We start from the raw sequence: 20,248 nt of genomic DNA, 5'->3' as shown, positions 1-20,248 counted from the left end.
CATCTTATGAAAACTACAACTGCACTACAATTCAAAAATACCTTTGAAAAAGAGGTCTATGAAGGGCTTACAGCATTTCCTAAACGTCTGTCTTCAAAATGGTTTTACGACAAAAAAGGAGATAAATTATTTCAGCAGATAATGGATCTGCCCGAATATTATTTGACGGAATGTGAATTTCAGATCATTGACCAATATAAAAATGAGATCGCAACCTTATTTCAAGAATCTAAGGGTTTTGATTTAATTGAACTAGGTGCCGGTGACGGAAAAAAAACCAAAATCCTTTTAGAAGAATTTCTAAAACAGCAGTTGGATTTTACCTATAAACCCATTGATATCAGCCAGAATATGCTGGAGGAACTCGAGGGGGCAATTCTTAAAAAATGGCCACAGATCAACATTAAAGTGAAGCAGGGCACGTATTTTGAAATTTTAGAAAAACTAAATAATCAGCCTTCTGACCGCAAAAAGGTCATTCTGGTACTTGGGTCTAATATTGGGAACCTTACCCACCCACAAGCGATTGATTTTTTAAAGAATATTAGAAATTCAATGGCTGAACAAGATTTGTTGTTTATGGGACTTGATCAGAAAAAAGACCCAGAAAAAATCTTAAAAGCCTACAATGATTCTCAGGGAGTTACGGAAGCCTTTAATAAAAACATCTTGCATCGAATAAATAAAGAACTTGCGGGAGATTTTAATCCCGAAAGTTTCAAACACTGGCCTACTTATGATCCTGAAACCGGTACTACCAAAAGCTTTTTAGTGAGTACAAAAAGTCAGCAAGTGACGCTCAAAAATTTGAATCTTCAGATCAATTTTGAGCCTTGGGAAAGTATTCATACGGAAATTTCCCAGAAATACGATGACGATGTTGTAAACTGGCTCGCGCAAGAGGCCGGGCTAAAAGTAGTCACCCAGTTTACTGATGCGGAAAGCCAGTTTACAGACTATATTTTTAAAACAGATTCCTAGAAGAAAGAAAAGCGTTTAAACCGAAAGCACGCTATTATCTGCTCCGGCAAAATCATTCCATTGATAACTATCTGCCTCAGGATCGTTCATCCATTGCCCGTCAACAGCATATTTAAATTCATAAGATGCATCTACGGGAATGTTTAATGCTCCTTTAAAAGAGCCATTTTTTAGCTTTTTAAGCTCTACTTTTTCCCATTCATTAAAATCGCCTGCAACGGCAACACTGCTGGCGTCAGTATCTAAAACTGTGAAGGTTACCTTACACTCTGGCTTTGACTTTAAAAATTGTTTTGTAATTGGCATAACAGATTCTTTTTTGATTCCTAACAAATATATAATTGAAGAAATATAAAACACAACAAATCAGATATTTATGCGTATTTTTTCAGAAAACGCAGTGAATTAACCTATTGAAAATCAATATAAAAAAGCGAAAACGATTTCTCTAAAGGAATATGCACTTAATTAACAGTAGCTAAGCTGAAAATAATGCTAAATTAACTTTAAAAGCTGCTCTAAATCACTTTCGGTATTAAAATAATGGAAACTTATCCGAATTCCATTACCTCGCTGAGAACAGACGATGTCTTTTGCCTTGAGCTTTTCAAATAATTTCTGATCGCCTTTAATATTAAATATCGAAGAGTGCACCTTGCGCTGCGTTACAAAATCATCCAGTAGCCCTCGGGAAGCAAATGCTTCTAAGGCCTGTTTCTTAAGTGTATTTATCTGCTCTGTAATGTTTGAATAACCTACTTTTTTCACCAACTGAATAGCGGCTTGCAAACTCCCCATATTGAGTGTATCTATATGCCCCGGTTCAAACTTACCTATGAGTGCGTGCTCATTTTCTTCTTTGTACAATCCGCGAATGGAAGCAAATCCTACTGCTTTTGGTCTCAATATTTCTTGCATCGCTTCTTTAAAGAGAAAGAACCCATTTCCGTATCCGGCATTCATCCATTTATACGTACTGGCACCAAGAATATCCAGTCCGCTTTGCTCAAAATCAAATTCTTCAACACCACAATACTGCGTGCCATCTCCACAAATTATAAGATCAGGAAATTTTTCTTTAAGCTTCTTTAAAAACTCAAAGTCAATTTGAACTCCACTTACATACTGCACTAAACTCAAACAAAGTATTTGAGGCTTTTCTTTTTCTACAGCTTGCAGGATATTGTCCTCAAGATGCTCATCAATCGCTGCATAACAGATTTCAAAATCCCGAGCTTCAACAGGCCAGTTTATTGAAGGATAGTCTTCTTGCAGCAGTAAAACTTTAGTTTTTGAAGGTAAAGCATCTAACAAAAAATTAAAGCCAATAGAAAAACTAGGGACTAAAGCTACACGGCTGGGATGACACTTAAAAAAAGACCCAACGTCTTTACGTACCCCGCTTATAAATTTATCCTGTTTATCTTTTATCACACTACCATAAACCAGATAATCTAAGTCGTGATTTTGCCTAAAATCAAGCAAGGTTTCAGAAAGTAAACCCGAACCTGCCGTGTTGAGATGCGTATAATTTGCAGTGACCGGGAACTCCTTTTTTAAGTTTTTCATAAGGTTGAATAGCGATTAAATCTTGTAAATTTGATTTTCACACAATTTACTTTTTCTTATGTTCTCAAAAAAGCAGGAATCCACAAAAATAGACCGCGAACAGCGAGAACTTATAGAGCACGCACAATTTAGAATCAAGCAGAAAAAAAATCTGTTTAGACATTTTATCGTTTTTCTGGCAGGCGCGGTTCTTCTTATTATTCTGAATAAGTTTTTAGATTTTGGTACCAACTTCAGACCCGGTCAGGTCGATTGGTTTGTCTGGGCAGTATTGCTTTGGTTTTTCTTATTTCTAATTCATTTTCTGAATGTTTTTCTCTTCAGCGGTTTTATGAATAAAAAATGGGAACATGAGCAATTAGATAAACTGGTGGCTAAACAGAAAGAGAAGATTGCCAAACTTCAGAACAAAGTTGATCAAGAACACCCATTGCCCAATTCATCTGAGCCTAAAGCAATAAATCCCAATCCTCCTTTAAATCCCTAATTGATGAAAATTACGCTCATTGCCGCTGCTGCAGAAAATAATGCGTTAGGTAAAGACAATGACCTTGTGTGGCATTTACCTGATGATTTTAAACGTTTTAAGAAGCTTACTTCGCATCATCATATCATTATGGGAAGAAAGACTTTTGAGTCTTTCCCAAAACCATTGCCTAACAGAACTCACATTGTTATTACCCGAAATTCAGAGTATGACGCCGGTGAAGGTATAATTGTGGTTGATAGTATAGACGCTGCTCTTGATGCTGTTATGAATGATGACAACCCATATGTGATAGGTGGCGGTGAAATTTATAAACTCGCATTAGATCAGGCTACGCATATAGAACTTACCCGCGTGCATAGCAGTTTTGAGGCTGATGCCTTTTTCCCTGAAATTAATGAGAACGATTGGGAGCTTGTTGCTGAAACATTTCATCCCAAAGATGAACGCCACGATTATGCATTCACGTATTTAACTTATGCTCGACGCTGATTTTACAGTCCATTTAAACCAAAGCTTTTCATTTTCAATTAAACAAGCCACACCTTTGAGTGGTGGTGATATCAATGCTGTTTTGCTATTGACTACTGATCAAGGCAATTTTGTGATCAAGATCAATGATGCACAGCGTTTCCCGGAAATGTTTTCTTTAGAAAAACTAGGTTTAGAAAGCCTGGCGCAATCTAAAAGCTTTATCACACCAAAGGTTCTTGGCGTTGGTACGTTTAAGACAAAGAGCTATCTACTTCTTGAACACATAGAAAGCGGAAAACCTAGCGTTGACTTCGACGAAATTTTTGCACAAAATCTGGCTAAAATGCATCAGACTACGTCGGCTTTTGGTTTTCAAAAGGATAATTACATAGGTAGTTTACCGCAATACAATACCGAAGAAGCTTCAGCAGCAGATTTTTATATCAAGCAGCGTTTAATGCCACAATTTAAAATGGCGGCAGAGCGTGGTTTTGCTTTTGGAGATGTAGATTTATTGTATAAATCCATTCCTGATCTAATTCCTGAGGAACCGGCAGCGCTTATTCACGGTGATTTATGGGGCGGTAATTTTATGGTCAATTCTGATGGAAATTCTGTACTAATAGATCCTGCTACTTGTTATGCACCCCGTGAAATGGATTTAGCAATGATGCGCCTTTTTGGCGGTTTTAATGAAAATATATTTGATAAGTATCACGAAGTTTTTCCACTTTGTGAAGGCTGGAAAGCGCGTATTAAACTCTGGCAACTTTATTACATTCTAGTTCACGTAAATCTTTTTGGGGGGCATTACTACAATACAGCAAACTCGATTCTTAAAACCTATATTTAATCTTCAACGGTTTGTGTGGTAATTAAAATAAGCATTCGATTGCGATGAGAAGGATATCCCATAACGCTATCTATTCTTTTTACAAAATTGATGGCACGAGCTTGCTTCAATATGCTCTCTTTATATTCCTTAAAATCATTTACAGGTAAAACCTGACCATCTACAATATAGATGTAATTTTCAGCATCTTTCTGATTTAAATAAAAATCAACCTGCATTTTAGATTCCTTAATAGATGCCTTTTTGCTTTCATTAGCCCATTGATATTTAGGATTTTTCTGGAGCGGTAGATTACTGATCGCATCAAATTGTGCTGACACCGCATACGTTGAAAAGACGCAGAATAAAAAAGCAACTATTTTGAAATATCGATTGTGTTTCATCATGAAGATCGTTTCGTATATCATTCAAAGTAAGGAACTTTATGAGAATAAATACCGCACTTTGTATTTATAATTTCTAAATCCATACGTGTATGTGTATTTTTGCAGCACTATTTAGAAAAACCAAAATATGAAAGCATATATTTTTCCCGGACAGGGAGCGCAGTTTACCGGTATGGGTAAGGACGTTTATGAAACTTCTGATGTGGCTCGTGAATTGTTTGAGCGCGCCAACGAAATACTAGGGTTTGATATTACCAAGATTATGTTTGAAGGCTCTGCTGATGAACTTAAAGAAACTAAAGTAACCCAACCTGCGATCTTTTTACATTCGGTTGCGTTGTTTAAGGCTTTAGGCGATAGCGCTGTACCGCAAATGGTAGCGGGACATTCTCTAGGTGAAATTTCTGCACTTGTTGCTAATGGAGTATTAAGCTTTGATGACGGACTAAGATTGGTTTCGCAGCGTGCCCAGGCTATGCAAAAGGCTTGTGATAGTGTACCTTCTACAATGGCTGCAATTTTAGGCTTAGAAGACGAACTAGTTGAAGCGGTTTGCGCTGATGTTGATGGCGTGGTAGTAGCTGCAAATTACAATTGCCCGGGACAATTGATTATTTCCGGGGAAATCGAAGCGGTAAACGAAGCTTGTGAACGTTTAAAGGAGCGTGGTGCAAAACGTGCCTTAGTGCTTCCGGTGGGTGGTGCTTTTCATTCTCCTTTAATGGAGCCTGCCCGCGAAGAACTTGCAGCTGCCATTGAGAAAACAACCTTTAGTACACCTACGTGCCCTATTTATCAAAACGTAAGTACTACAGCAGTAACCGATCCTGCAGAAATTAAAAAGAACTTACTTTTTCAACTAACGGCTCCTGTAAAATGGACGCAAAGTGTTGAAAATATGCTTAAAGACGGTGCCACAGAATTTATTGAAGTTGGCCCAGGTAAGGTATTACAAGGTCTAGTCAAAAAAGTAGACCGTCAGGCTACTACCAGTAGCGCTACGATCTAAGGAGTAGTATTCTATTTGTTAACATAAAAAAGCCCCGAACTTACGTTCGGGGCTTTCTTTTTTAATCTCTTAGAGATTACATATCGTCGTTTCCTTCAACTTCGTCCTCAACTTCTTGAGCACCTTCTTCGATAGCGTCACCGGTATCTTCAGCAGCCTCTTCTACTGCATCACCAGCATCTTCCATTGCATCTCCCATATCGTCAGCGGCGCTTTCCATTGCGTCTTCAGTTTTTTCTTCAGTAGTTTCGCGACAAGCAGAAACAGAAACCATTAATAAAAGTGCGAATGCACTGAACATAAATTTTTTCATAATTGATGTAATTTTAATTAGCGTTAATTGCTGTCAAATGTATATAAATTAACAGCGCTTATTCTTAAATTTTATTAAATTTTTTATCGATTTATGTTTTTGCTAAAAAAACCGCAAGCATTACAATGAATTGATTATCAGAATCTCTGACAATTTTGAATTTTTCAATAAACCGGGTTAACGCTAAAAAGCAAAAAGGGCATTTTAAAATCGCTTTTAAAATACCCTTTTTTTGAATCATTAAAGCTTACTAATGATCGTCGTTACCTTGTATCTCATCATTAAGTTCATCTGCTCCTTCTTGAATAGCATCCCCGGCTTCTTCAGCAGCTTGCTCTACATCTTCACCAATAGCTTCAACTGCTTCCTCTGTTTTTTCTTGAGTAGTTTCTCTACACGAAGACACTGCTCCTAAAATGGCGAGTGCCATCAAGCTGTAATATAATCGCTTCATAATTTGAATTTTGTGTTACTTAATTAAAAATAATCATTTATCGCTAAAGCGGATTTTTTTCGTTTAAGTATTTCCAATAACGCTTAGGTACGTGTTGCTGATGAAGCTTTTTATTGATTCGGCTTTTAATACCTGTACTTATAAAATAATCTTGCCACATCTCGTCATAATACTGCTCTTCTGCGTGAAGACCCTCTTTTAAATTATTGGCGTCAAAATCTAGCGTAACGAATGATATGCTCTTAAGGTCATAATAAATGCCATAGTTGCGCTTATGATCAACTATAACAAATTGCTGATCTGCATAACGATTCTTGAAATGCTTCGCAATGAGTGGAAGCACATTAAAATCAGGTGCGACCAGTGCGATATACAGGTCATCTTTAGTCCGTTTAAATCTCACAAAAGCTTCCATCCTGTGTTTTTCCCGTCCTATTTGTTTAGTCCATTGAGCCAACTTGAGTACCGCTGGGTGCCCATAATCTTTGTCATTTTTAGTTTTCAACACATACTGAATCGCCTTTAGAATGTACCATTCCTTTTCTCGCAATTCTGTCAAGAAAGAGCGATACACCGTTGCGCTAAATTGTGGAAATTGTTTCAGTTTATCCCAAACGCGCGCTGCTTTGGTCTCATCGGTATATATGTGATTTGTTTCGGCGAAAAAATCAGGTTCGTAAAAACGTTCTTCTACTATTTCAGCATTAGGAATTCTCTCCTCATAAACCACAAAAATAGTAGTCAGCAATCCTTCAAAACTTCCATCATAAATAAGTTTTTGAGCTTGCATTAAAACAAGGTTAGCTGATTATTATACATTTTCTGATACTTACTTTGAGAACTTTGAAGAATCATACTTTTAATACGTGCCGGCTCTAGATCCCGTCGTTCCCAGTCGCGGGAATCACAGATCATAAAATATTTAGCTCGGTTAAATGCGATGCCGATGGCTTTTAAATTCTCCCAATTCAATCTTCGGTATTTTCTGGCGTTTAAGATCTTGTACACAGATTTCATCCCCAATCCCGGTATCCGGGCAAGCATTCGTTTTTCGGCAGTATTGACATCAACCGGAAACAGATGCATATTGCGCAAAGCCCAGCTCAATTTAGGATCGATATCCACATCTAAATTGGGATACTCTTTATTTAATAATTCGCGTACATCAAAACCATAAAACCGGAGTAACCAATCTGTTTGATATAATCTATTTTCTCTCAGCATAGGTACCTCAGTTCCTAATGCCGGCAGGCGCTCATCTTTTAAGACCGGCACATATCCTGAGTAATACACACGCTTCATTTTATAGGTGCTATAATAATGCACAGCAGAATACATAATATCCTTATCACTCTCCCCCGTTGCGCCAACAATCATTTGGGTGCTTTGCCCGGCAGGTGCATAAATAGGCGTTTTTCGGGAGAGTTTTTTATCTTCCTGATACTGTAAAATTTCATTTTTGACCTTTTCCATAGGTTTGATGAAATCCTTATGATCCTTTTCCGGAGCCAATAATTTGAGTCCGGAAACTGTGGGAATTTCAATATTGATCGAAAGTCTATCGGCATACAAACCAGCTTCACGCATAAGTTCGTCACTGCACCCGGGAATAGATTTTAAATGAATGTAGCCGTTAAAATTTTCTTCTAAACGCAACTTTTTGGCCACCGCGATCAGCCGCTCCATCGTATGATCTGGACTTGAGAAAATACCACTGCTTAGAAATAAACCTTCAATATAGTTACGGCGGTAAAAATTGATCGTGAGGTCTACCACTTCTTGAATCTTAAAAGCAGCGCGTTTTATATCATTGCTTTTTCGGCTTACGCAATAAGCGCAATCAAAAATGCAGTGATTGGTAAGTAAAATTTTAAGGAGGGAAATACATCGGCCATCTTCAGTATAACTGTGGCAGATTCCCATTCCGGAACTATCCCCTAAACCTTTAGAAGTATTCTGACGCTTGCTTCCACTAGAGGAACACGAGACATCATATTTTGCCGCATCGGCTAGAATATTTAGTTTTTCTTTTATTCGTTCAAAATTCATGGTAGGAATTTTTACAAAAATAAAGAATTTTTCCTATTGATGGATTTTTTCCTATCTTTAAATCGGATTTATTCCGAATTATTTTATTTTTACGCTATGGGAATCAATGAAGTATCTGGCGACATTCGTCGTTTTAAGCAAGTGCGCGAAGAGCAAAACCTTACGCAATCAGAATTTGCCGAAGCTTTAGGCATCAAGAATTCAACTGCAGACATCGAGCGCGGTAGAACTAAACTTTCTGGTCAAGTAGTCACCGAATTATTACGGCTTTACAATATTAATCCCTTATGGTTATTTGGGTACAGCAATCAAAAATTGTTGCACGCTGGTAAGGGTGATGTGAGCCCTAAGGTGGTGACGGTTGATCTTGCCGATAACGAAAATCTTGTTATGGTGAATCAGAAAGCTGCAGCCGGATACCCACATAATGTTCAGGATGTAGACTGGTATCAACAGCTTCCTGCTTTTGATCTTCCTTTACCACAATATCGCAATGCCACTTATCGTGGTTTTCAAATTGAAGGAGATAGTATGCTTCCTAATTTTATGCCCGATGACTGGGTTTTGGGGAAAGCTATCGCCAGTATGGACGAAGCTTCTACAAATAGGGTATATGTGGTGGTTTTACCGGATGCGGTGGTCGTAAAAAAGCTTCAGAAATTGCCAGACCCTTCAAAGGTGTTGCTCATTTCACTCAATCAAGAATATTTGCCATTTGAAGTTCAAGTGAGCGATATTCAAGAGTTATGGCAGGTAAACAGTAAACTTACCTTTCACTTAGACTCTCCTTCTGAGAGTAGTTTACTCAAAGAATTACAGCAAGGCATGGAAGAACTTAAAAGTCAAATGCGCAACCTTAAATAATTTCCTAGAGAATTATACTTTAAAACAAAAAAATCCACCGTACACACGGTGGATTTTAGGTTGTTGTTTGTTGTCAGATGCTGATTAGTGGTCTACTTTTATTTTAGTATCTCCGTCTGCATCTTCTTTAATCTTTACCTCTTTTTCTTCAGACTCCATTTTGATTTTATAATTACCATCATCGTCTGTTTTGGTATCGATCTCAGCTCCTTCTTCTTTCATTTCTTCTACAAGTTTTTCCTTTTCACTTTGCTCACGACACGCCGTGAATGAAATAGAAACCACTAAAAGAAGACTTGCTAAAAAACTTATCTTTTTCATCTTTATATTATTTGTTATCATCACCAATATTTTCAATTTCTTCGTCAATCTCCTTATTGACTTCAGCATCTACTTTTTTTGCTGTACGTTCTAGAATTCCTTCATCGTCTTTCTCAACTTCTACTTCTTTAACGACTACAGTTTCTTTTTCTTCCTGTTCTCTACACGAGTAGGTGTTAAATGCTAAAAGACCTAAAACAAAAATTCCAATTACTTTTTTCATAATTTCATGATTTGGTTGAAGAGCAAATCTAGATAGAAATGCCTTTGGTATTTTAAAAGAATTGATAAATGATTGCTAAAAATTCTAAATAATGCGTTAAAGCAGAATAGTTTAGCAGCGCGTACCTCTTGAGAACAGTACCTTTAACCGAAAAAGATGAACTTTCAGAATTTATATGCGTTTTTAAGAGCTTTGCAAAAAAACAATGCAAAAGAATGGATGGATGATAACCGAAAATGGTATCACGAGATCAGAGATTCTTATATTGAATGGCTCACGCAAATGGATTTAAAATTGAGTGAGATCGATCCTAATTACACGCACACTCCAGGCAAAAAAGCGATCAACAGAATAAATAATAATTTGCTTTACCACCCTAACAAACCCATTTATAAAGATCATTTTGGTGCAGGTTTAGATCAGGAAACCAAACAGGGAGATTTTTATATCCACCTAGGCACTTCAGAGAGTTTTATTGCCGGTGGCTTTTACAAACCCAAATCTTCTTTACTTAAAAGTATTAGACAAGCAATTGACTACAATGGTGAAGAATTAAAAGCTATTCTCAACAAACCTAGCTTTAAAGAATTCTTTGGAAACCTGGTAGATGACGGTGACAGTCTCCAAACTGCACCTAAAGGTTTCTCGCAAGATCACGAACATATAGATTTGCTGCGCCGCAAGACTTTTGCTGTTCAACATAATCTAACTCAAAAAGCAGTAATGAGTGCTGACTTTGATAATCAGGTCATAAAGATCTACAAAGAAATGCTTCCGTTTAGAACTTATTTAAATCAAGCCGTTAGCGTCTGATCTATATAAGCCATAATCTTAGGCGTTGCGCCTGTATTGTTTGAGATAAAATTACCAGAGATGATTCCTGTTTTTAGTCTGAAATTGGCATCTGTCGTCAATTTCTGAAGCAGCGCAGTAGTTTCTTCAGCATTCGCAACAGTAAATAGTCCGGCTAAGGTTCTCAGATCTTGAGCTTCCGGAAATTTTTCGATGTGAGTCCCAGTGATGATGGGCACTCCAAAGGTTGCAGGCTCTAATATATTATGCAAACCGGTGGTTCCGGCTGCGCCGCCTACATAGGCAAGATCAGCATAAGCATAGATCTTAGATAAAAAGCCTATGGCATCAACAATTAAAACATCTGCATCAAAGTATTTATCAGATTGAAGGTTTGAAAAGCGCTTAGAAGGCCTTTTTAAAACTTGCTCTAATTCCTGTATACGGTCTTCATCCACTTTATGCGGAGCGATCAAAATTTTGATTCCGCTTGCGGTATTTATAAAATCCGACAGTAAAGTAATGTCTTCAGGCCAGGTGCTCCCACACACTAATAAAAGGTCAGTTCCTTTAAAACGCTCGATTTCCGGTAAAAAGTTATCATAACTCAATTGACGATGCACCCGGTCAAAACGGGTATCGCCACTCACTTCAGCATTCTTAAAACCCAATTGCTGCAATTGATTTAAAGAAGACGTGTTTTGAAGAAAAAAATAGTCGAAAGCCCGTAGCGACCCTGTCATCCACCTACCATAAAACTTAAAAAACGGCTGATCAGCTCTAAACACTCCGGAAACTAAAAGCGTAGGCACTTTTAGTTTTTGAAGGGTATTGAGGTAATTAGGCCAAAACTCATACTTTACAAAAATTGCCAGTTCTGGTTTTACCAGTTTTACAAAACGCTGAGCATTTCTTTTGGTGTCTAAAGGCAAATAAGTCACCACATCAGCCAGCGGTGTTTCTTTTTTTACGGTATAGCCTGAAGGCGAAAAAAAAGTAAGTACAATTTTATACTCCACATACTTCGCCCGAAGCTCTTCTAGAACAGGAACGGCTTGCTCATACTCTCCCAGAGAAGCGGCGTGCACCCAGATCGTTTGATCTTGAGTTGATAGTTTTTCCTCTAAAACTAAAAATATGCCACGACGTACTTGATCGAATTCTTTCAAGGATTTTACAAACACTCCCAACACCGGAAGCATCACGTGAAACAAGCTGATCAAAAGGGAATACAAGTGGCGCATAAGGACACAAAAGTAGCCTTTTCTACCTAAAAAATACATTGGCTAAAGCGGCTAGATTTCGTAATTTTGTAACACTAAAATAAAAGTCGATTTACACAAACTCCCACAACTTCAAAGGGTTTTGAAAAAGGTATTCGGCGTAAGATTCAGCTATGAGAAAAATACAAATGGTTGACCTTAAAGGTCAATACGAACCTATAAAAGAACAAGTAAACAGAACCATTCAAGAAGTAATAGACACTACCGCGTTTATCAACGGACCTGAAGTTCACGGTTTTCAGAAAGATTTAGAAGACTACCTGAATGTAAAGCATGTGATTCCTTGTGCTAACGGAACTGACGCTTTGCAAATCGCTATGATGGGACTTGGTCTAAAACCGGGAGACGAAGTGATCACAGCTGATTTTACATTTGCAGCTACCGTTGAAGTAATTGCGCTGCTTCAGTTAACACCGGTCTTAGTTGATGTGGATCCTGTTGATTTTAATATTGATATTGAAGCGGTAAAAAAAGCCATTACTCCAAAAACAAAGGCGATTGTTCCTGTGCATCTTTTTGGTCAGGTTGCAAATATGGATGCGTTACTTGAACTTGCTGAGGAGCATAATCTATTTGTAATTGAAGATAATGCACAAGCCATTGGCGCTGATTACAAGCATAAAGACGGCTCCACTTCTAAAACCGGAACCATTGGTCACGTGGGAAGCACTTCATTTTTTCCTTCCAAAAATCTAGGTTGCTACGGAGATGGCGGTGCAATTTTCACAAATGACGATGCTTTAGCACATACCATTAGAGGCATTGTGAATCACGGGATGTATGAGCGCTATCATCACGATGTCGTAGGTGTGAACTCAAGATTAGATTCTATTCAGGCGGCAGTATTGCGCGCTAAGCTTCCGCACCTTGATAACTACAATGCCCGAAGAAGAGCTGCTGCACTTAAATATACTGAGCATCTAGAAGACCATCCTAAAGTAATTACACCAAACATCGTAAGCGGTGATCCTAACGCGCACGTTTTTCACCAATACACTTTGCGTTTGCAAGGCGTAGATCGTGACGCTCTTGTAAAGCACTTAAATGCTAATGATATTCCTTGCGGAGTGTATTACCCTATTCCGCTGCATAAACAGAAAGCTTATGCTGATGCTCGTTATAATGAAGATGACTTTACCATCACCAATCAATTAGTGAAAGAAGTGATCTCATTACCAATGCATTCTGAGCTAGATAATGAGCAAATTGAGTATATTGTAACTAAAATCTTAGAATTTATCGATTAAACAACTATCCACATGCGCATCACACTTCTCTCGCTGGCATTAGCTCTTTTAAGTAATATTGCTTTTGCTCAAAAAACGTATTTACACGTTGGTAAACTCGTTGACACCAAAAACGGAAAAGTCTTAAATGAACAAACGATTATCGTTTCGGGAGATGAAATTGAAGATGTAATTAATGGTTATGAATCTGGTGCCGGAAAGGTCATAGATTTAAAAGACAAAGTTGTACTTCCTGGTTTTGCTGATTTGCACGTACATATTGAAACCGAAACTAGCCCTACGCGTTATCTAGAAGGGTTTACACTTAATGAAGCAGACATCGCTTACAAAGCACAAGAGCTTGCATTACGCACCTTAAATGCTGGGTTTACCACAATTAGGGATCTTGGCGGAAGCGGTGTAAATGTCTCCCTACGCAATGCGATAAATACAGGAAAAGTATTAGGTCCACGAATTTTTACCGCCGAAAAAGCGATTGGCACCACCGGTGGGCACGCTGATCCTACAAACGGGTACCGCAAAGATCTAATGGGCGATCCGGGACCTAAAGAAGGTGTTGTAAACAATGTAGATGATGCCCGTAAAGCGGTAAGACAGCGTTATAAAAACGGTGCCGATTGGATTAAAATCACCGCAACCGGTGGCGTTTTAAGTGTAGCAAAAAATGGTCAGAATCCTCAGTTTACTGAAGAAGAGATTGAAGCTATAGTGACCACGGGAAAAGATTATGATTTGCAAGTGGCTGCTCACGCACACGGAGACGAAGGAATGCAGCGCGCCGTGCGAGCAGGTGTAAAGACCATTGAGCACGGCACTTTAATGAGTGAAGAGACTGCAGATTTAATGAAAAAGCACAACACCTACTATATACCTACTTTGAGTGCAGGTAAATATGTAGCAGAAAAGGCAAAAATAAAAGATTACTACCCTGCAGTGATCGTCCCTAAAGCATTGGAGATAGGGCCTCAACTTCAAAAAACCTTCGCGATGGCGTACAACAAAGGAGTCAATATTGCCTTCGGGACCGATGCCGGTGTGTTTCCGCACGGGGAAAATGCAAAAGAATTTGGATATATGGTTGAGGCCGGTATGACCCCGATGGAAGCGATTCAATCTGCAACTATTGAGACTGCTAAAGTACTCAAAGCCGAAGAAGCGCTGGGCCAATTAGCAGCAGGCTTTAAAGCAGACATCATCGCAGTTGACGAAGACCCTTTACAAAATATCAATACCTTAAATGAGGTGACTTTTGTAATGAAAGCAGGTGAGGTAATTAAAGAATAATTTCCACCCCTCACCTTTTAAGTAAACCACCTCAGGGCAAACCATAGAGACATTATTAATTGGAAACACGTTTTCAATTTCTAAGCAAGCCTTTAATTATTAAACCCTTTGGTGGTGGCAATAAATTTTAAAACCAAACTGTTTTATCTTCAATAGCGTCGCGCTCTCCAGCAAGCGGCTCCTCTTCATACGCGCCTAAATAAAAGAACCCTAAGCATTCTTCACCGGTATTTAGCTTTAGTTCTGTATGCATAGCTGTTCTATAACCCGGCGAACTCCAATAGCCACCAAGACCTAATTCTCCCGTCATAAGCCATAGATTCTGTACAGCCATCGCAGTAGCAGCCACTTCTTCCCATTCAGGAACGCTCTCTTTAGGATCACGCTGCATACAGATCACAATGACCGCTGCACTTGTGGTCACTTTTTCAAGCGTTTTTTTCAGCTTAAATGCAGAAAATTGATGTTCAGGAGTGGTAGTCGTGTAGGCTTTCTCTATAAATTCAGCGAGTACGCTGAGTGAATCCTCTCTAAAAACTTTAAAGCGCCACGGCTGTGTTTTACGATGAGTAGGCGCCCAGTTCGCAGCTTCGAGTAAAGTTTTTATTTCTTCTTTTGAAACTGCTTTTCCTGAAAATTGATTCGGAAAAATAGATCTTCTATTTTTGATTATTTGCTTTAACATAGTTCAATTCTTTACTTCAAAGTTAGCAAGTATAACACAGCTAATCATCTGAAGCCCCAATTTCTATATTATAAATCTTCAGAAAATTGAAAAAACGCATCGAAAAAAGGGGATAAACCACCCCCTAATTTTTTAGCAATCAGCGGATTTAAAATTCCACAGGGTTAAAATTTAGTTATATTTGTACTCCCCTAGATCTCAATTTCAACCTATTATTTTTTAGCTATGCAGGTAATCTCAAGCAAGCGTTTTCTACAATTTTTTCTTTTTCTGTCACTTTCGCTCACATACGCTCAAGAAAAGGAATTAGACAAAGCCGCCAAAAAGTTTGAAAGTTATGCCTTTATCGATGCGCAAAAAATCTATTTACGATTAGCAGGGGAAGGTTATGAATCTGAAGAACTTTTTAAAAAACTGGGGGACAGTTATTATTTTAACGGCAAATACGAAGAAAGTGCCAAATGGTACAAAAAACTTTACGATAAATACCCAGAATCCTTAACACCAGAAGACCTATTCAGATACGCACAATCCCTGAAAGGGGTGCAACAATACGAAGCCTCAGATCGTATTATGGAGTTGTTTCGCAAGGAAAAAGGTGAAGATTCTAGGGCAGAATTATTTAATGAAGAGCCAGATTATCTTGAGGAAATAAGCTACAGCGAAAGCGAGTATGAAGTTGAAAACTTGAGAAGAACCAACTCGCGATTGTCTGACTTTGGTCCGATGATCTATGAGAACAAATTGATCTTTTCTTCCGCCAGAGATACAGGATCTACCGCACGCTACATTCACAAATGGAACAACGAACCTTTTTTAGATTTCTATCAAGCGCCCATAGATGTTGAAACCGGTGATCTTGGAGCAGTAGAAAAGTTCGGCGGCATACTCAACTCCCGCTATCACGAGTCTTCCCCTACGTTTACCAGCGATGGGAATACTATGTATTTTACCCGAAACAATTTCAGTCAAGGCGTAAAGCGCAGTGATAAAAATGGTACCGTTAGACTTAAGATTTTTAAATCGGTTAAAAAAGGCGGAAACTGGAGTGCGCCGGTAGAACTTCCGTTTAATGATGATGATTATTCAGTTTCACACCCCGCACTTAGCCCGGATAATAAAAAACTGTACTTCGCATCTGATATGCCGGGAACTGTTGGTTTTTCAGACATCTGGGTTGTTGATATTTTAGGCGATAATGAATACAGCGCTCCTGAGAACCTGGGCCCCATCATCAATACCGAAGGGCGTGAGAATTTTCCTTACATCAGTAAAAAAGGAAACCTTTATTTCTCTTCAGACGGGCGACCCGGACTTGGAGGTCTTGACATCTATGTTGTTGCTACCAAGAAAAATGGAGATGTGGCCTATGTCATCAATTTGGGAAAACCGGTCAACAGTCCGCAAGACGATTTTGCTTTCATCGTTGATGATTACCGCAATATGGGCTACTTTTCAACCAACCGTTATTACGGAATGGGAAGTGATGATATTTTCAAATTCACTAGAAAACCCGTAGAGATCCCGGTTTGTGAATCACTCATCACAGGTACAGTTAGAGATAAAGAAACCGAACTCCCTATACCAACCGCTACGGTGAGCATTCTAGATCTGGAAGGAAATGTTCTTGCCAGTACGCCTGTAAATGAAAATGCAGAGTATTCATTGAGTGTCATCTGCGGCCAACAGATTCTTATTCGCGCCAGTGAACCAGAATACTATTCTGCGGAAGAACTTGTAACAGTGCCTAAAGATGGCGGCGATATGGTTGTTGATCTTTATCTAGAACCTCGCATCACCAAGATCAACCAAGGTGATGATCTTGCTAAACTTCTAGATTTGAAACCCATTTATTTTGATTTTGATCGCTTTAATATAAGACCGGATGCAGCCGAAGAATTGACTAAGGTGCTTGCAGTTATGGAGTCAAATCCAACTTTAGTTGTTGAAATACGCTCGCATACAGACAGCCGCGGAAACGATGCTTATAACCTAAGTTTATCAGACAAGCGTGCAAAATCTACAGCAGACTGGATCGTAAGTAGAGGTATTGACCCTACTCGAATTTCCGGTAAAGGATTTGGAGAGACCCAACTCATTAATGATTGCGGAAATGGATCTGATTGCACCGAGGAGCAACATCAGCTCAACCGTCGCTCAGAGTTTATTGTGATCAGTTTTTAATGCTTTAAAGAAAACTTGTTCAAGGCTTCTTTTTAGGATAAACTCTTTCAAGCCAAATAAAAAGGAGCGCTAAAAGCGCTCCTTTTTTATACCCAAAACTAAACTCTAATTATTGGTTTTGGTCGTGTCTTGTGTTGCTTTCTTCTTTCCAAAGAGACCGCCTAAAACATCCTTAACCACTTTTTCTGTAGTAGTTTTAGTTGTTGTAGAGACTGAATCTTTTCCGGTCTTAACTGCGGTAGAATCTGTTGTGGTTTTAGTTCCACCTAATAGTCCGCTTAAGGCTTGTTTAACTTTATCTTCTCCTTGTTGCTTCAACTTATCCTTTTGTGTAGCTACAATTTGTTGGGTAAGATTTGTAACTGCTTGCTGCGTATTAAGCGATACTTGCGGACTCGTGAAATTACCGCTCAACGTCACCGGAAGGTCTACCGTATAGCTCTCAAGGTCTGCATTGCTCAGACTCGCCAATGTATTACCTACTTTCGACCCTAAATAACTCCCCGGAACTTTTAAATTAAGTGTATAATTCATTGTATTTTCAAGGCTATGCGTTCCGCTAACTCCAACGTTGATTCCTTTTATATTAAAGTCAAATGGCTTTACCGTAACCAAACCATTATCAAAACTCAGTTGGGTTTTTAAATTACTCAGATCCAGATTTTGAAGATTTATAAAATCAAGTTTATCATCTAAAGCACTTATAAGCTTCATCTTTTCAGGCTTAACCTCTACAGTTAGCAACTGTGCAAGCGCGTTTCCGGCAAGCGAAGAAAGCACTGGAGTTAGATCGTCTGTCAAATTCCCTTTTAGCTGAATATTTGTATTTAATGCTCCTTGTAAAGCTTTCGCAATTGGAGTTAATTGCTGAAGCATTTCAAGACCTTCAAAAGATTGACTGATATCAACACTCTTTAGATCAAGCGCCATCTCAAAAGTAGGCGTAGCACTTTTGGTGCTCACATTCCCATTGAGCCCAATAGCTCCGCCAAAAATATCAGAGCGAATATTATTCAAACTTGCTGTCTCATTTTGAACGGTAACATTTCCGCTTACATTTGACAAGGTAATGTTGTCATAAATCACTTTACCCGCTTTAAAGTCAAGCGTTGCGTCTAGAAAAGAAGGAATTTTTATGGCAGTATCTCCAGAAGCTGTCGCACTAGTAGAAGCACTTTTCTCAGCTGTAGTTGCTGCAGCAGATTCTTCCTCAACCACGCTAAAGTCTGCGAGATTGATCACCTTAGAAGTCACGGTAAAGCGCCCTTTTAAATCTTCTTTTGACAGCACAAACGGAATCAAGTTTTCTATACTTCCTTTTGCAGAAATATCAGTTTGCCCGGTCTGTGCATCCAGATTGTTTAGGGTGATCGTTCCGGGATTGAAAGTCACGTTAGCCGAAGCCATATTCAACGCATTAGGCAATTCAGGAGAAACATATTTAAAATCCTTTAAACTTGCCGTACCCGAACTTTTAATATTTTGATACCGTTCTTTCTCAACGCTTTCCATATCAAAATTAGCCGTCATATCAACAGTTAATAGTCCGTTGATGTCTTGATCTAATTCTAATGGATACGCTTTCTCGAGATTGGCTAAATTCAATTTACCCTTCAACGCCAGATCAACAAGCGGATTTGTAGTAAGTCTATCTATTCTACCTTTGGCGTTAAACACATCTTGATCAATTCTAAAGTTGAGATTCCCCAATCGCAGATAAGTATCATCAACATTACCTGTTTCATTCATAATCTGAGCGTCGATGATGATATCATTAACCGATTTTGGAAGATCTGGATATTTAAAAGACGCGTTATTAGATTGAATCGCAATATCTAGCATAGGTATATGCGTTTCATCAACCACTCCATTTATTCTACCATTCACTTTAAAATCGCCGGTTGTGGTCACGCCGTCTAGATTTTTAGCATAAACTTCAGGGATCACACCTAAGAAATTTTTAAAGTCACTAGATGGTGTTTCAAAAGCAAGGTCAAGTTCATTATTATTCTCATTGACTTGAATAAATCCTTTGAATACTAAAGGCAATTGGTTGATTAAAGCCTCATTTTCTTTAAAAGTGTAGCGTTGCTCTTCAAGATTCATTTCGATCACTGCATCCAGAGCAATCTTATTGGCATTAAGGTAATTCACCCCATCAAAATCAAAAGATGCCAGCGCAGTCGTGGTCGTATTTAGGTTAGACACGGCTGCAGAAAAATCGCCGTCTCCTTCGTGATTGACTTCGGTTAACCTTAAAAAGGTTTGCGTACTTTCATCTAAATAATTTATTCTGGAATTATTCAATTCATAATGTTGCACATCAAAACTAAAACCACCTGAGCTATCCGCTAAAGTATCTTGCGTAGCAGAGGTTGCCGGGCTTTCTTTGGCAATATCATAATTGGCATTTCCAAGGCTATCAACTTTAATATTTACAAAACCTTCATCAAGCCGAATTGCATCGATCTGGATGGGTTTTCCCGATGAAGTCTTAAACAACTGCATCACGCCCATATCTAACTGAAGCGTTGCGCCGCTGGCAAGCGTATCGCCGGCAAAAGGCGCATTATTTACCACACTAAAATTTTGCACTTGCACGGCTGCATCAGGAAAACTGCTGAATAGCGTAAGATCAAAATCTTCCCAAGCCACAGTGGCATTGAGATTTTCGTTGATCGATTTTTTTAAAAGTTCTTCAAGCTGCCCTCTAAACAAGAAAGGGGCAGCGATCAAACCAATGATCAATACCAGAAGTACGATCCCTATAATTTTAAATACCTTTTTCAT

Annotated in this window: 22 protein-coding genes; 10 read left to right on the top strand and 12 right to left on the bottom strand. The window is 38.6% G+C overall.

Annotated features, from left to right (window positions below; translation table 11 throughout):
• Positions 1–6: 6 nt before the first annotated feature.
• The gene (gene egtD, locus HCN54_RS17050; protein WP_167598742.1) at positions 7–981 is read left to right on the top strand and encodes an L-histidine N(alpha)-methyltransferase; all 975 of its coding nucleotides are present in this window, start codon (positions 7–9) and stop codon (positions 979–981) included.
• Between the two features lie 15 nt (positions 982–996).
• Here egtD and HCN54_RS17045 read toward each other — a convergent pair whose 3' ends face one another.
• Together HCN54_RS17045 and HCN54_RS17040 are read right to left on the bottom strand one after the other, a co-directional pair.
• Positions 997–1,287: an isoamylase early set domain-containing protein gene (locus HCN54_RS17045; protein WP_072981830.1), complete on the bottom strand. Its 291-nt coding sequence runs from the start codon at positions 1,285–1,287 to the stop codon at positions 997–999.
• Positions 1,288–1,476: 189 nt separating this feature from the next.
• Positions 1,477–2,550 (bottom strand): aminotransferase class V-fold PLP-dependent enzyme, encoded by a 1,074-nt coding sequence (locus HCN54_RS17040; protein ID WP_167598741.1) that lies wholly within the window; start codon positions 2,548–2,550, stop codon positions 1,477–1,479.
• Between the two features lie 58 nt (positions 2,551–2,608).
• On the opposite strand from HCN54_RS17040, the gene HCN54_RS17515 reads away from it, so the two are divergent.
• From HCN54_RS17515 to HCN54_RS17030, 3 genes are read left to right on the top strand one after another with little or no spacing between them, the layout of a single operon-like run.
• Positions 2,609–3,037: a 2TM domain-containing protein gene (locus tag HCN54_RS17515; RefSeq protein WP_240924914.1), complete on the top strand. Its 429-nt coding sequence runs from the start codon at positions 2,609–2,611 to the stop codon at positions 3,035–3,037.
• A 3-nt stretch (positions 3,038–3,040) separates the two neighbouring features.
• The gene (locus HCN54_RS17510; protein WP_233430617.1) at positions 3,041–3,529 is read left to right on the top strand and encodes a dihydrofolate reductase; all 489 of its coding nucleotides are present in this window, start codon (positions 3,041–3,043) and stop codon (positions 3,527–3,529) included.
• Positions 3,516–4,364, top strand: coding sequence for a fructosamine kinase family protein (locus HCN54_RS17030; RefSeq protein WP_167598740.1), 849 nt, complete (start codon positions 3,516–3,518; stop codon positions 4,362–4,364). The genes HCN54_RS17510 and HCN54_RS17030 overlap by 14 nt, the downstream gene beginning before the upstream one ends.
• Here HCN54_RS17030 and HCN54_RS17025 read toward each other — a convergent pair.
• Positions 4,361–4,750, bottom strand: a complete 390-nt coding sequence (locus HCN54_RS17025) for a hypothetical protein (protein ID WP_167598739.1) — start codon at positions 4,748–4,750, stop codon at positions 4,361–4,363. The genes HCN54_RS17030 and HCN54_RS17025 overlap by 4 nt on opposite strands.
• Positions 4,751–4,877: 127 nt before the next feature.
• Here HCN54_RS17025 and fabD point away from each other — a divergent pair, with 127 nt between their 5' ends.
• The gene (gene fabD, locus HCN54_RS17020; RefSeq protein WP_167598738.1) at positions 4,878–5,759 is read left to right on the top strand and encodes an ACP S-malonyltransferase; all 882 of its coding nucleotides are present in this window, start codon (positions 4,878–4,880) and stop codon (positions 5,757–5,759) included.
• 76 nt (positions 5,760–5,835) lie between these two features.
• Here the strand turns inward: fabD and HCN54_RS17015 are convergent, their stop codons facing one another.
• The 4 genes from HCN54_RS17015 to HCN54_RS17000 form a co-directional block, all read right to left on the bottom strand.
• Positions 5,836–6,072, bottom strand: coding sequence for a hypothetical protein (locus HCN54_RS17015; protein WP_167598737.1), 237 nt, complete (start codon positions 6,070–6,072; stop codon positions 5,836–5,838).
• 250 nt (positions 6,073–6,322) lie between these two features.
• A complete protein-coding gene (locus HCN54_RS17010; RefSeq protein ID WP_167598736.1) occupies positions 6,323–6,526 on the bottom strand; it encodes a hypothetical protein in 204 nt (67 codons plus the stop codon).
• 43 nt (positions 6,527–6,569) lie between these two features.
• Entirely contained in the window at positions 6,570–7,316 is a 747-nt protein-coding gene (locus tag HCN54_RS17005) for a TIGR03915 family putative DNA repair protein (protein ID WP_167598735.1), read from the bottom strand.
• Entirely contained in the window at positions 7,316–8,575 is a 1,260-nt protein-coding gene (locus HCN54_RS17000; protein ID WP_167598734.1) for a putative DNA modification/repair radical SAM protein, read from the bottom strand. The genes HCN54_RS17005 and HCN54_RS17000 overlap by 1 nt, the downstream gene beginning before the upstream one ends.
• A gap of 96 nt (positions 8,576–8,671) precedes the next feature.
• Between HCN54_RS17000 and HCN54_RS16995 the strand changes: the two genes are divergently transcribed.
• The gene (locus HCN54_RS16995; RefSeq protein ID WP_072981565.1) at positions 8,672–9,439 is read left to right on the top strand and encodes a S24 family peptidase; all 768 of its coding nucleotides are present in this window, start codon (positions 8,672–8,674) and stop codon (positions 9,437–9,439) included.
• 84 nt (positions 9,440–9,523) lie between these two features.
• On the opposite strand, the gene HCN54_RS16990 is transcribed toward HCN54_RS16995, so the two are convergent.
• Together HCN54_RS16990 and HCN54_RS16985 are read right to left on the bottom strand one after the other, a co-directional pair.
• Positions 9,524–9,760 carry a hypothetical protein gene (locus tag HCN54_RS16990; RefSeq protein WP_167598733.1) on the bottom strand — a complete coding sequence of 79 codons (237 nt, stop codon included), beginning with the start codon at positions 9,758–9,760 and terminating at the stop codon, positions 9,524–9,526.
• Positions 9,761–9,767: 7 nt separating this feature from the next.
• The gene (locus HCN54_RS16985; RefSeq protein WP_072981564.1) at positions 9,768–9,983 is read right to left on the bottom strand and encodes a hypothetical protein; all 216 of its coding nucleotides are present in this window, start codon (positions 9,981–9,983) and stop codon (positions 9,768–9,770) included.
• A 156-nt stretch (positions 9,984–10,139) separates the two neighbouring features.
• Between HCN54_RS16985 and HCN54_RS16980 the strand changes: the two genes are divergently transcribed.
• Positions 10,140–10,796: a DUF2461 domain-containing protein gene (locus tag HCN54_RS16980; RefSeq protein WP_167598732.1), complete on the top strand. Its 657-nt coding sequence runs from the start codon at positions 10,140–10,142 to the stop codon at positions 10,794–10,796.
• On the opposite strand, the gene HCN54_RS16975 is transcribed toward HCN54_RS16980, so the two are convergent.
• Entirely contained in the window at positions 10,778–12,019 is a 1,242-nt protein-coding gene (locus HCN54_RS16975; protein ID WP_167598731.1) for a 3-deoxy-D-manno-octulosonic acid transferase, read from the bottom strand. The genes HCN54_RS16980 and HCN54_RS16975 overlap by 19 nt on opposite strands.
• 152 nt (positions 12,020–12,171) lie before the next feature.
• Here HCN54_RS16975 and HCN54_RS16970 point away from each other — a divergent pair, with 152 nt between their 5' ends.
• Together HCN54_RS16970 and HCN54_RS16965 are read left to right on the top strand one after the other, a co-directional pair.
• Positions 12,172–13,305, top strand: a complete 1,134-nt coding sequence (locus HCN54_RS16970; RefSeq protein WP_167598730.1) for a DegT/DnrJ/EryC1/StrS family aminotransferase — start codon at positions 12,172–12,174, stop codon at positions 13,303–13,305.
• 12 nt (positions 13,306–13,317) lie between these two features.
• Entirely contained in the window at positions 13,318–14,589 is a 1,272-nt protein-coding gene (locus HCN54_RS16965) for a metal-dependent hydrolase family protein (protein ID WP_167598729.1), read from the top strand.
• Between the two features lie 127 nt (positions 14,590–14,716).
• Here HCN54_RS16965 and HCN54_RS16960 read toward each other — a convergent pair whose 3' ends face one another.
• The gene (locus HCN54_RS16960) at positions 14,717–15,274 is read right to left on the bottom strand and encodes a nitroreductase (RefSeq protein ID WP_167598728.1); all 558 of its coding nucleotides are present in this window, start codon (positions 15,272–15,274) and stop codon (positions 14,717–14,719) included.
• Positions 15,275–15,499: 225 nt separating this feature from the next.
• Here HCN54_RS16960 and HCN54_RS16955 point away from each other — a divergent pair, with 225 nt between their 5' ends.
• Positions 15,500–17,458: an OmpA family protein gene (locus HCN54_RS16955; protein ID WP_167598727.1), complete on the top strand. Its 1,959-nt coding sequence runs from the start codon at positions 15,500–15,502 to the stop codon at positions 17,456–17,458.
• A gap of 105 nt (positions 17,459–17,563) precedes the next feature.
• Here HCN54_RS16955 and HCN54_RS16950 read toward each other — a convergent pair whose 3' ends face one another.
• Positions 17,564–20,248 (bottom strand): AsmA-like C-terminal region-containing protein, encoded by a 2,685-nt coding sequence (locus HCN54_RS16950; protein WP_167598726.1) that lies wholly within the window; start codon positions 20,246–20,248, stop codon positions 17,564–17,566.

The organism is Leeuwenhoekiella sp. ZYFB001 (assembly GCF_011784865.1).
GTDB lineage: Bacteria > Bacteroidota > Bacteroidia > Flavobacteriales > Flavobacteriaceae > Leeuwenhoekiella > Leeuwenhoekiella palythoae.
The sequence above is the reverse complement of the archived record's forward strand: the minus strand, read 5'-3'. Positions and strand labels throughout refer to the sequence as shown.

Excerpts from the sequence above, each read along its gene's own strand:
- HCN54_RS17510 (WP_233430617.1), top strand. The coding sequence starts at position 3,041 with ATGAAAATTACGCTCATTGCCGCTGCTGCAGAAAATAATGCGTTAGGT.
- HCN54_RS17010 (WP_167598736.1), bottom strand. The coding sequence starts at position 6,526 with ATGAAGCGATTATATTACAGCTTGATGGCACTCGCCATTTTAGGAGCA.
- HCN54_RS16985 (WP_072981564.1), bottom strand. The coding sequence starts at position 9,983 with ATGAAAAAAGTAATTGGAATTTTTGTTTTAGGTCTTTTAGCATTTAAC.
- HCN54_RS16980 (WP_167598732.1), top strand. The coding sequence starts at position 10,140 with ATGAACTTTCAGAATTTATATGCGTTTTTAAGAGCTTTGCAAAAAAAC.
- HCN54_RS16965 (WP_167598729.1), top strand. The coding sequence starts at position 13,318 with ATGCGCATCACACTTCTCTCGCTGGCATTAGCTCTTTTAAGTAATATT.
- HCN54_RS17005 (WP_167598735.1), bottom strand. The coding sequence starts at position 7,316 with ATGCAAGCTCAAAAACTTATTTATGATGGAAGTTTTGAAGGATTGCTG.
- HCN54_RS17015 (WP_167598737.1), bottom strand. The coding sequence starts at position 6,072 with ATGAAAAAATTTATGTTCAGTGCATTCGCACTTTTATTAATGGTTTCT.
- fabD (WP_167598738.1), top strand. The coding sequence starts at position 4,878 with ATGAAAGCATATATTTTTCCCGGACAGGGAGCGCAGTTTACCGGTATG.
- HCN54_RS17000 (WP_167598734.1), bottom strand. The coding sequence starts at position 8,575 with ATGAATTTTGAACGAATAAAAGAAAAACTAAATATTCTAGCCGATGCG.
- HCN54_RS16995 (WP_072981565.1), top strand. The coding sequence starts at position 8,672 with ATGGGAATCAATGAAGTATCTGGCGACATTCGTCGTTTTAAGCAAGTG.
- HCN54_RS16975 (WP_167598731.1), bottom strand. The coding sequence starts at position 12,019 with ATGCGCCACTTGTATTCCCTTTTGATCAGCTTGTTTCACGTGATGCTT.
- egtD (WP_167598742.1), top strand. The coding sequence starts at position 7 with ATGAAAACTACAACTGCACTACAATTCAAAAATACCTTTGAAAAAGAG.
- HCN54_RS16950 (WP_167598726.1), bottom strand. The coding sequence starts at position 20,248 with ATGAAAAAGGTATTTAAAATTATAGGGATCGTACTTCTGGTATTGATC.
- HCN54_RS17030 (WP_167598740.1), top strand. The coding sequence starts at position 3,516 with ATGCTCGACGCTGATTTTACAGTCCATTTAAACCAAAGCTTTTCATTT.
- HCN54_RS17515 (WP_240924914.1), top strand. The coding sequence starts at position 2,609 with ATGTTCTCAAAAAAGCAGGAATCCACAAAAATAGACCGCGAACAGCGA.
- HCN54_RS17045 (WP_072981830.1), bottom strand. The coding sequence starts at position 1,287 with ATGCCAATTACAAAACAATTTTTAAAGTCAAAGCCAGAGTGTAAGGTA.
- HCN54_RS17040 (WP_167598741.1), bottom strand. The coding sequence starts at position 2,550 with ATGAAAAACTTAAAAAAGGAGTTCCCGGTCACTGCAAATTATACGCAT.
- HCN54_RS16955 (WP_167598727.1), top strand. The coding sequence starts at position 15,500 with ATGCAGGTAATCTCAAGCAAGCGTTTTCTACAATTTTTTCTTTTTCTG.
- HCN54_RS16990 (WP_167598733.1), bottom strand. The coding sequence starts at position 9,760 with ATGAAAAAGATAAGTTTTTTAGCAAGTCTTCTTTTAGTGGTTTCTATT.
- HCN54_RS16960 (WP_167598728.1), bottom strand. The coding sequence starts at position 15,274 with ATGTTAAAGCAAATAATCAAAAATAGAAGATCTATTTTTCCGAATCAA.
- HCN54_RS17025 (WP_167598739.1), bottom strand. The coding sequence starts at position 4,750 with ATGATGAAACACAATCGATATTTCAAAATAGTTGCTTTTTTATTCTGC.
- HCN54_RS16970 (WP_167598730.1), top strand. The coding sequence starts at position 12,172 with ATGAGAAAAATACAAATGGTTGACCTTAAAGGTCAATACGAACCTATA.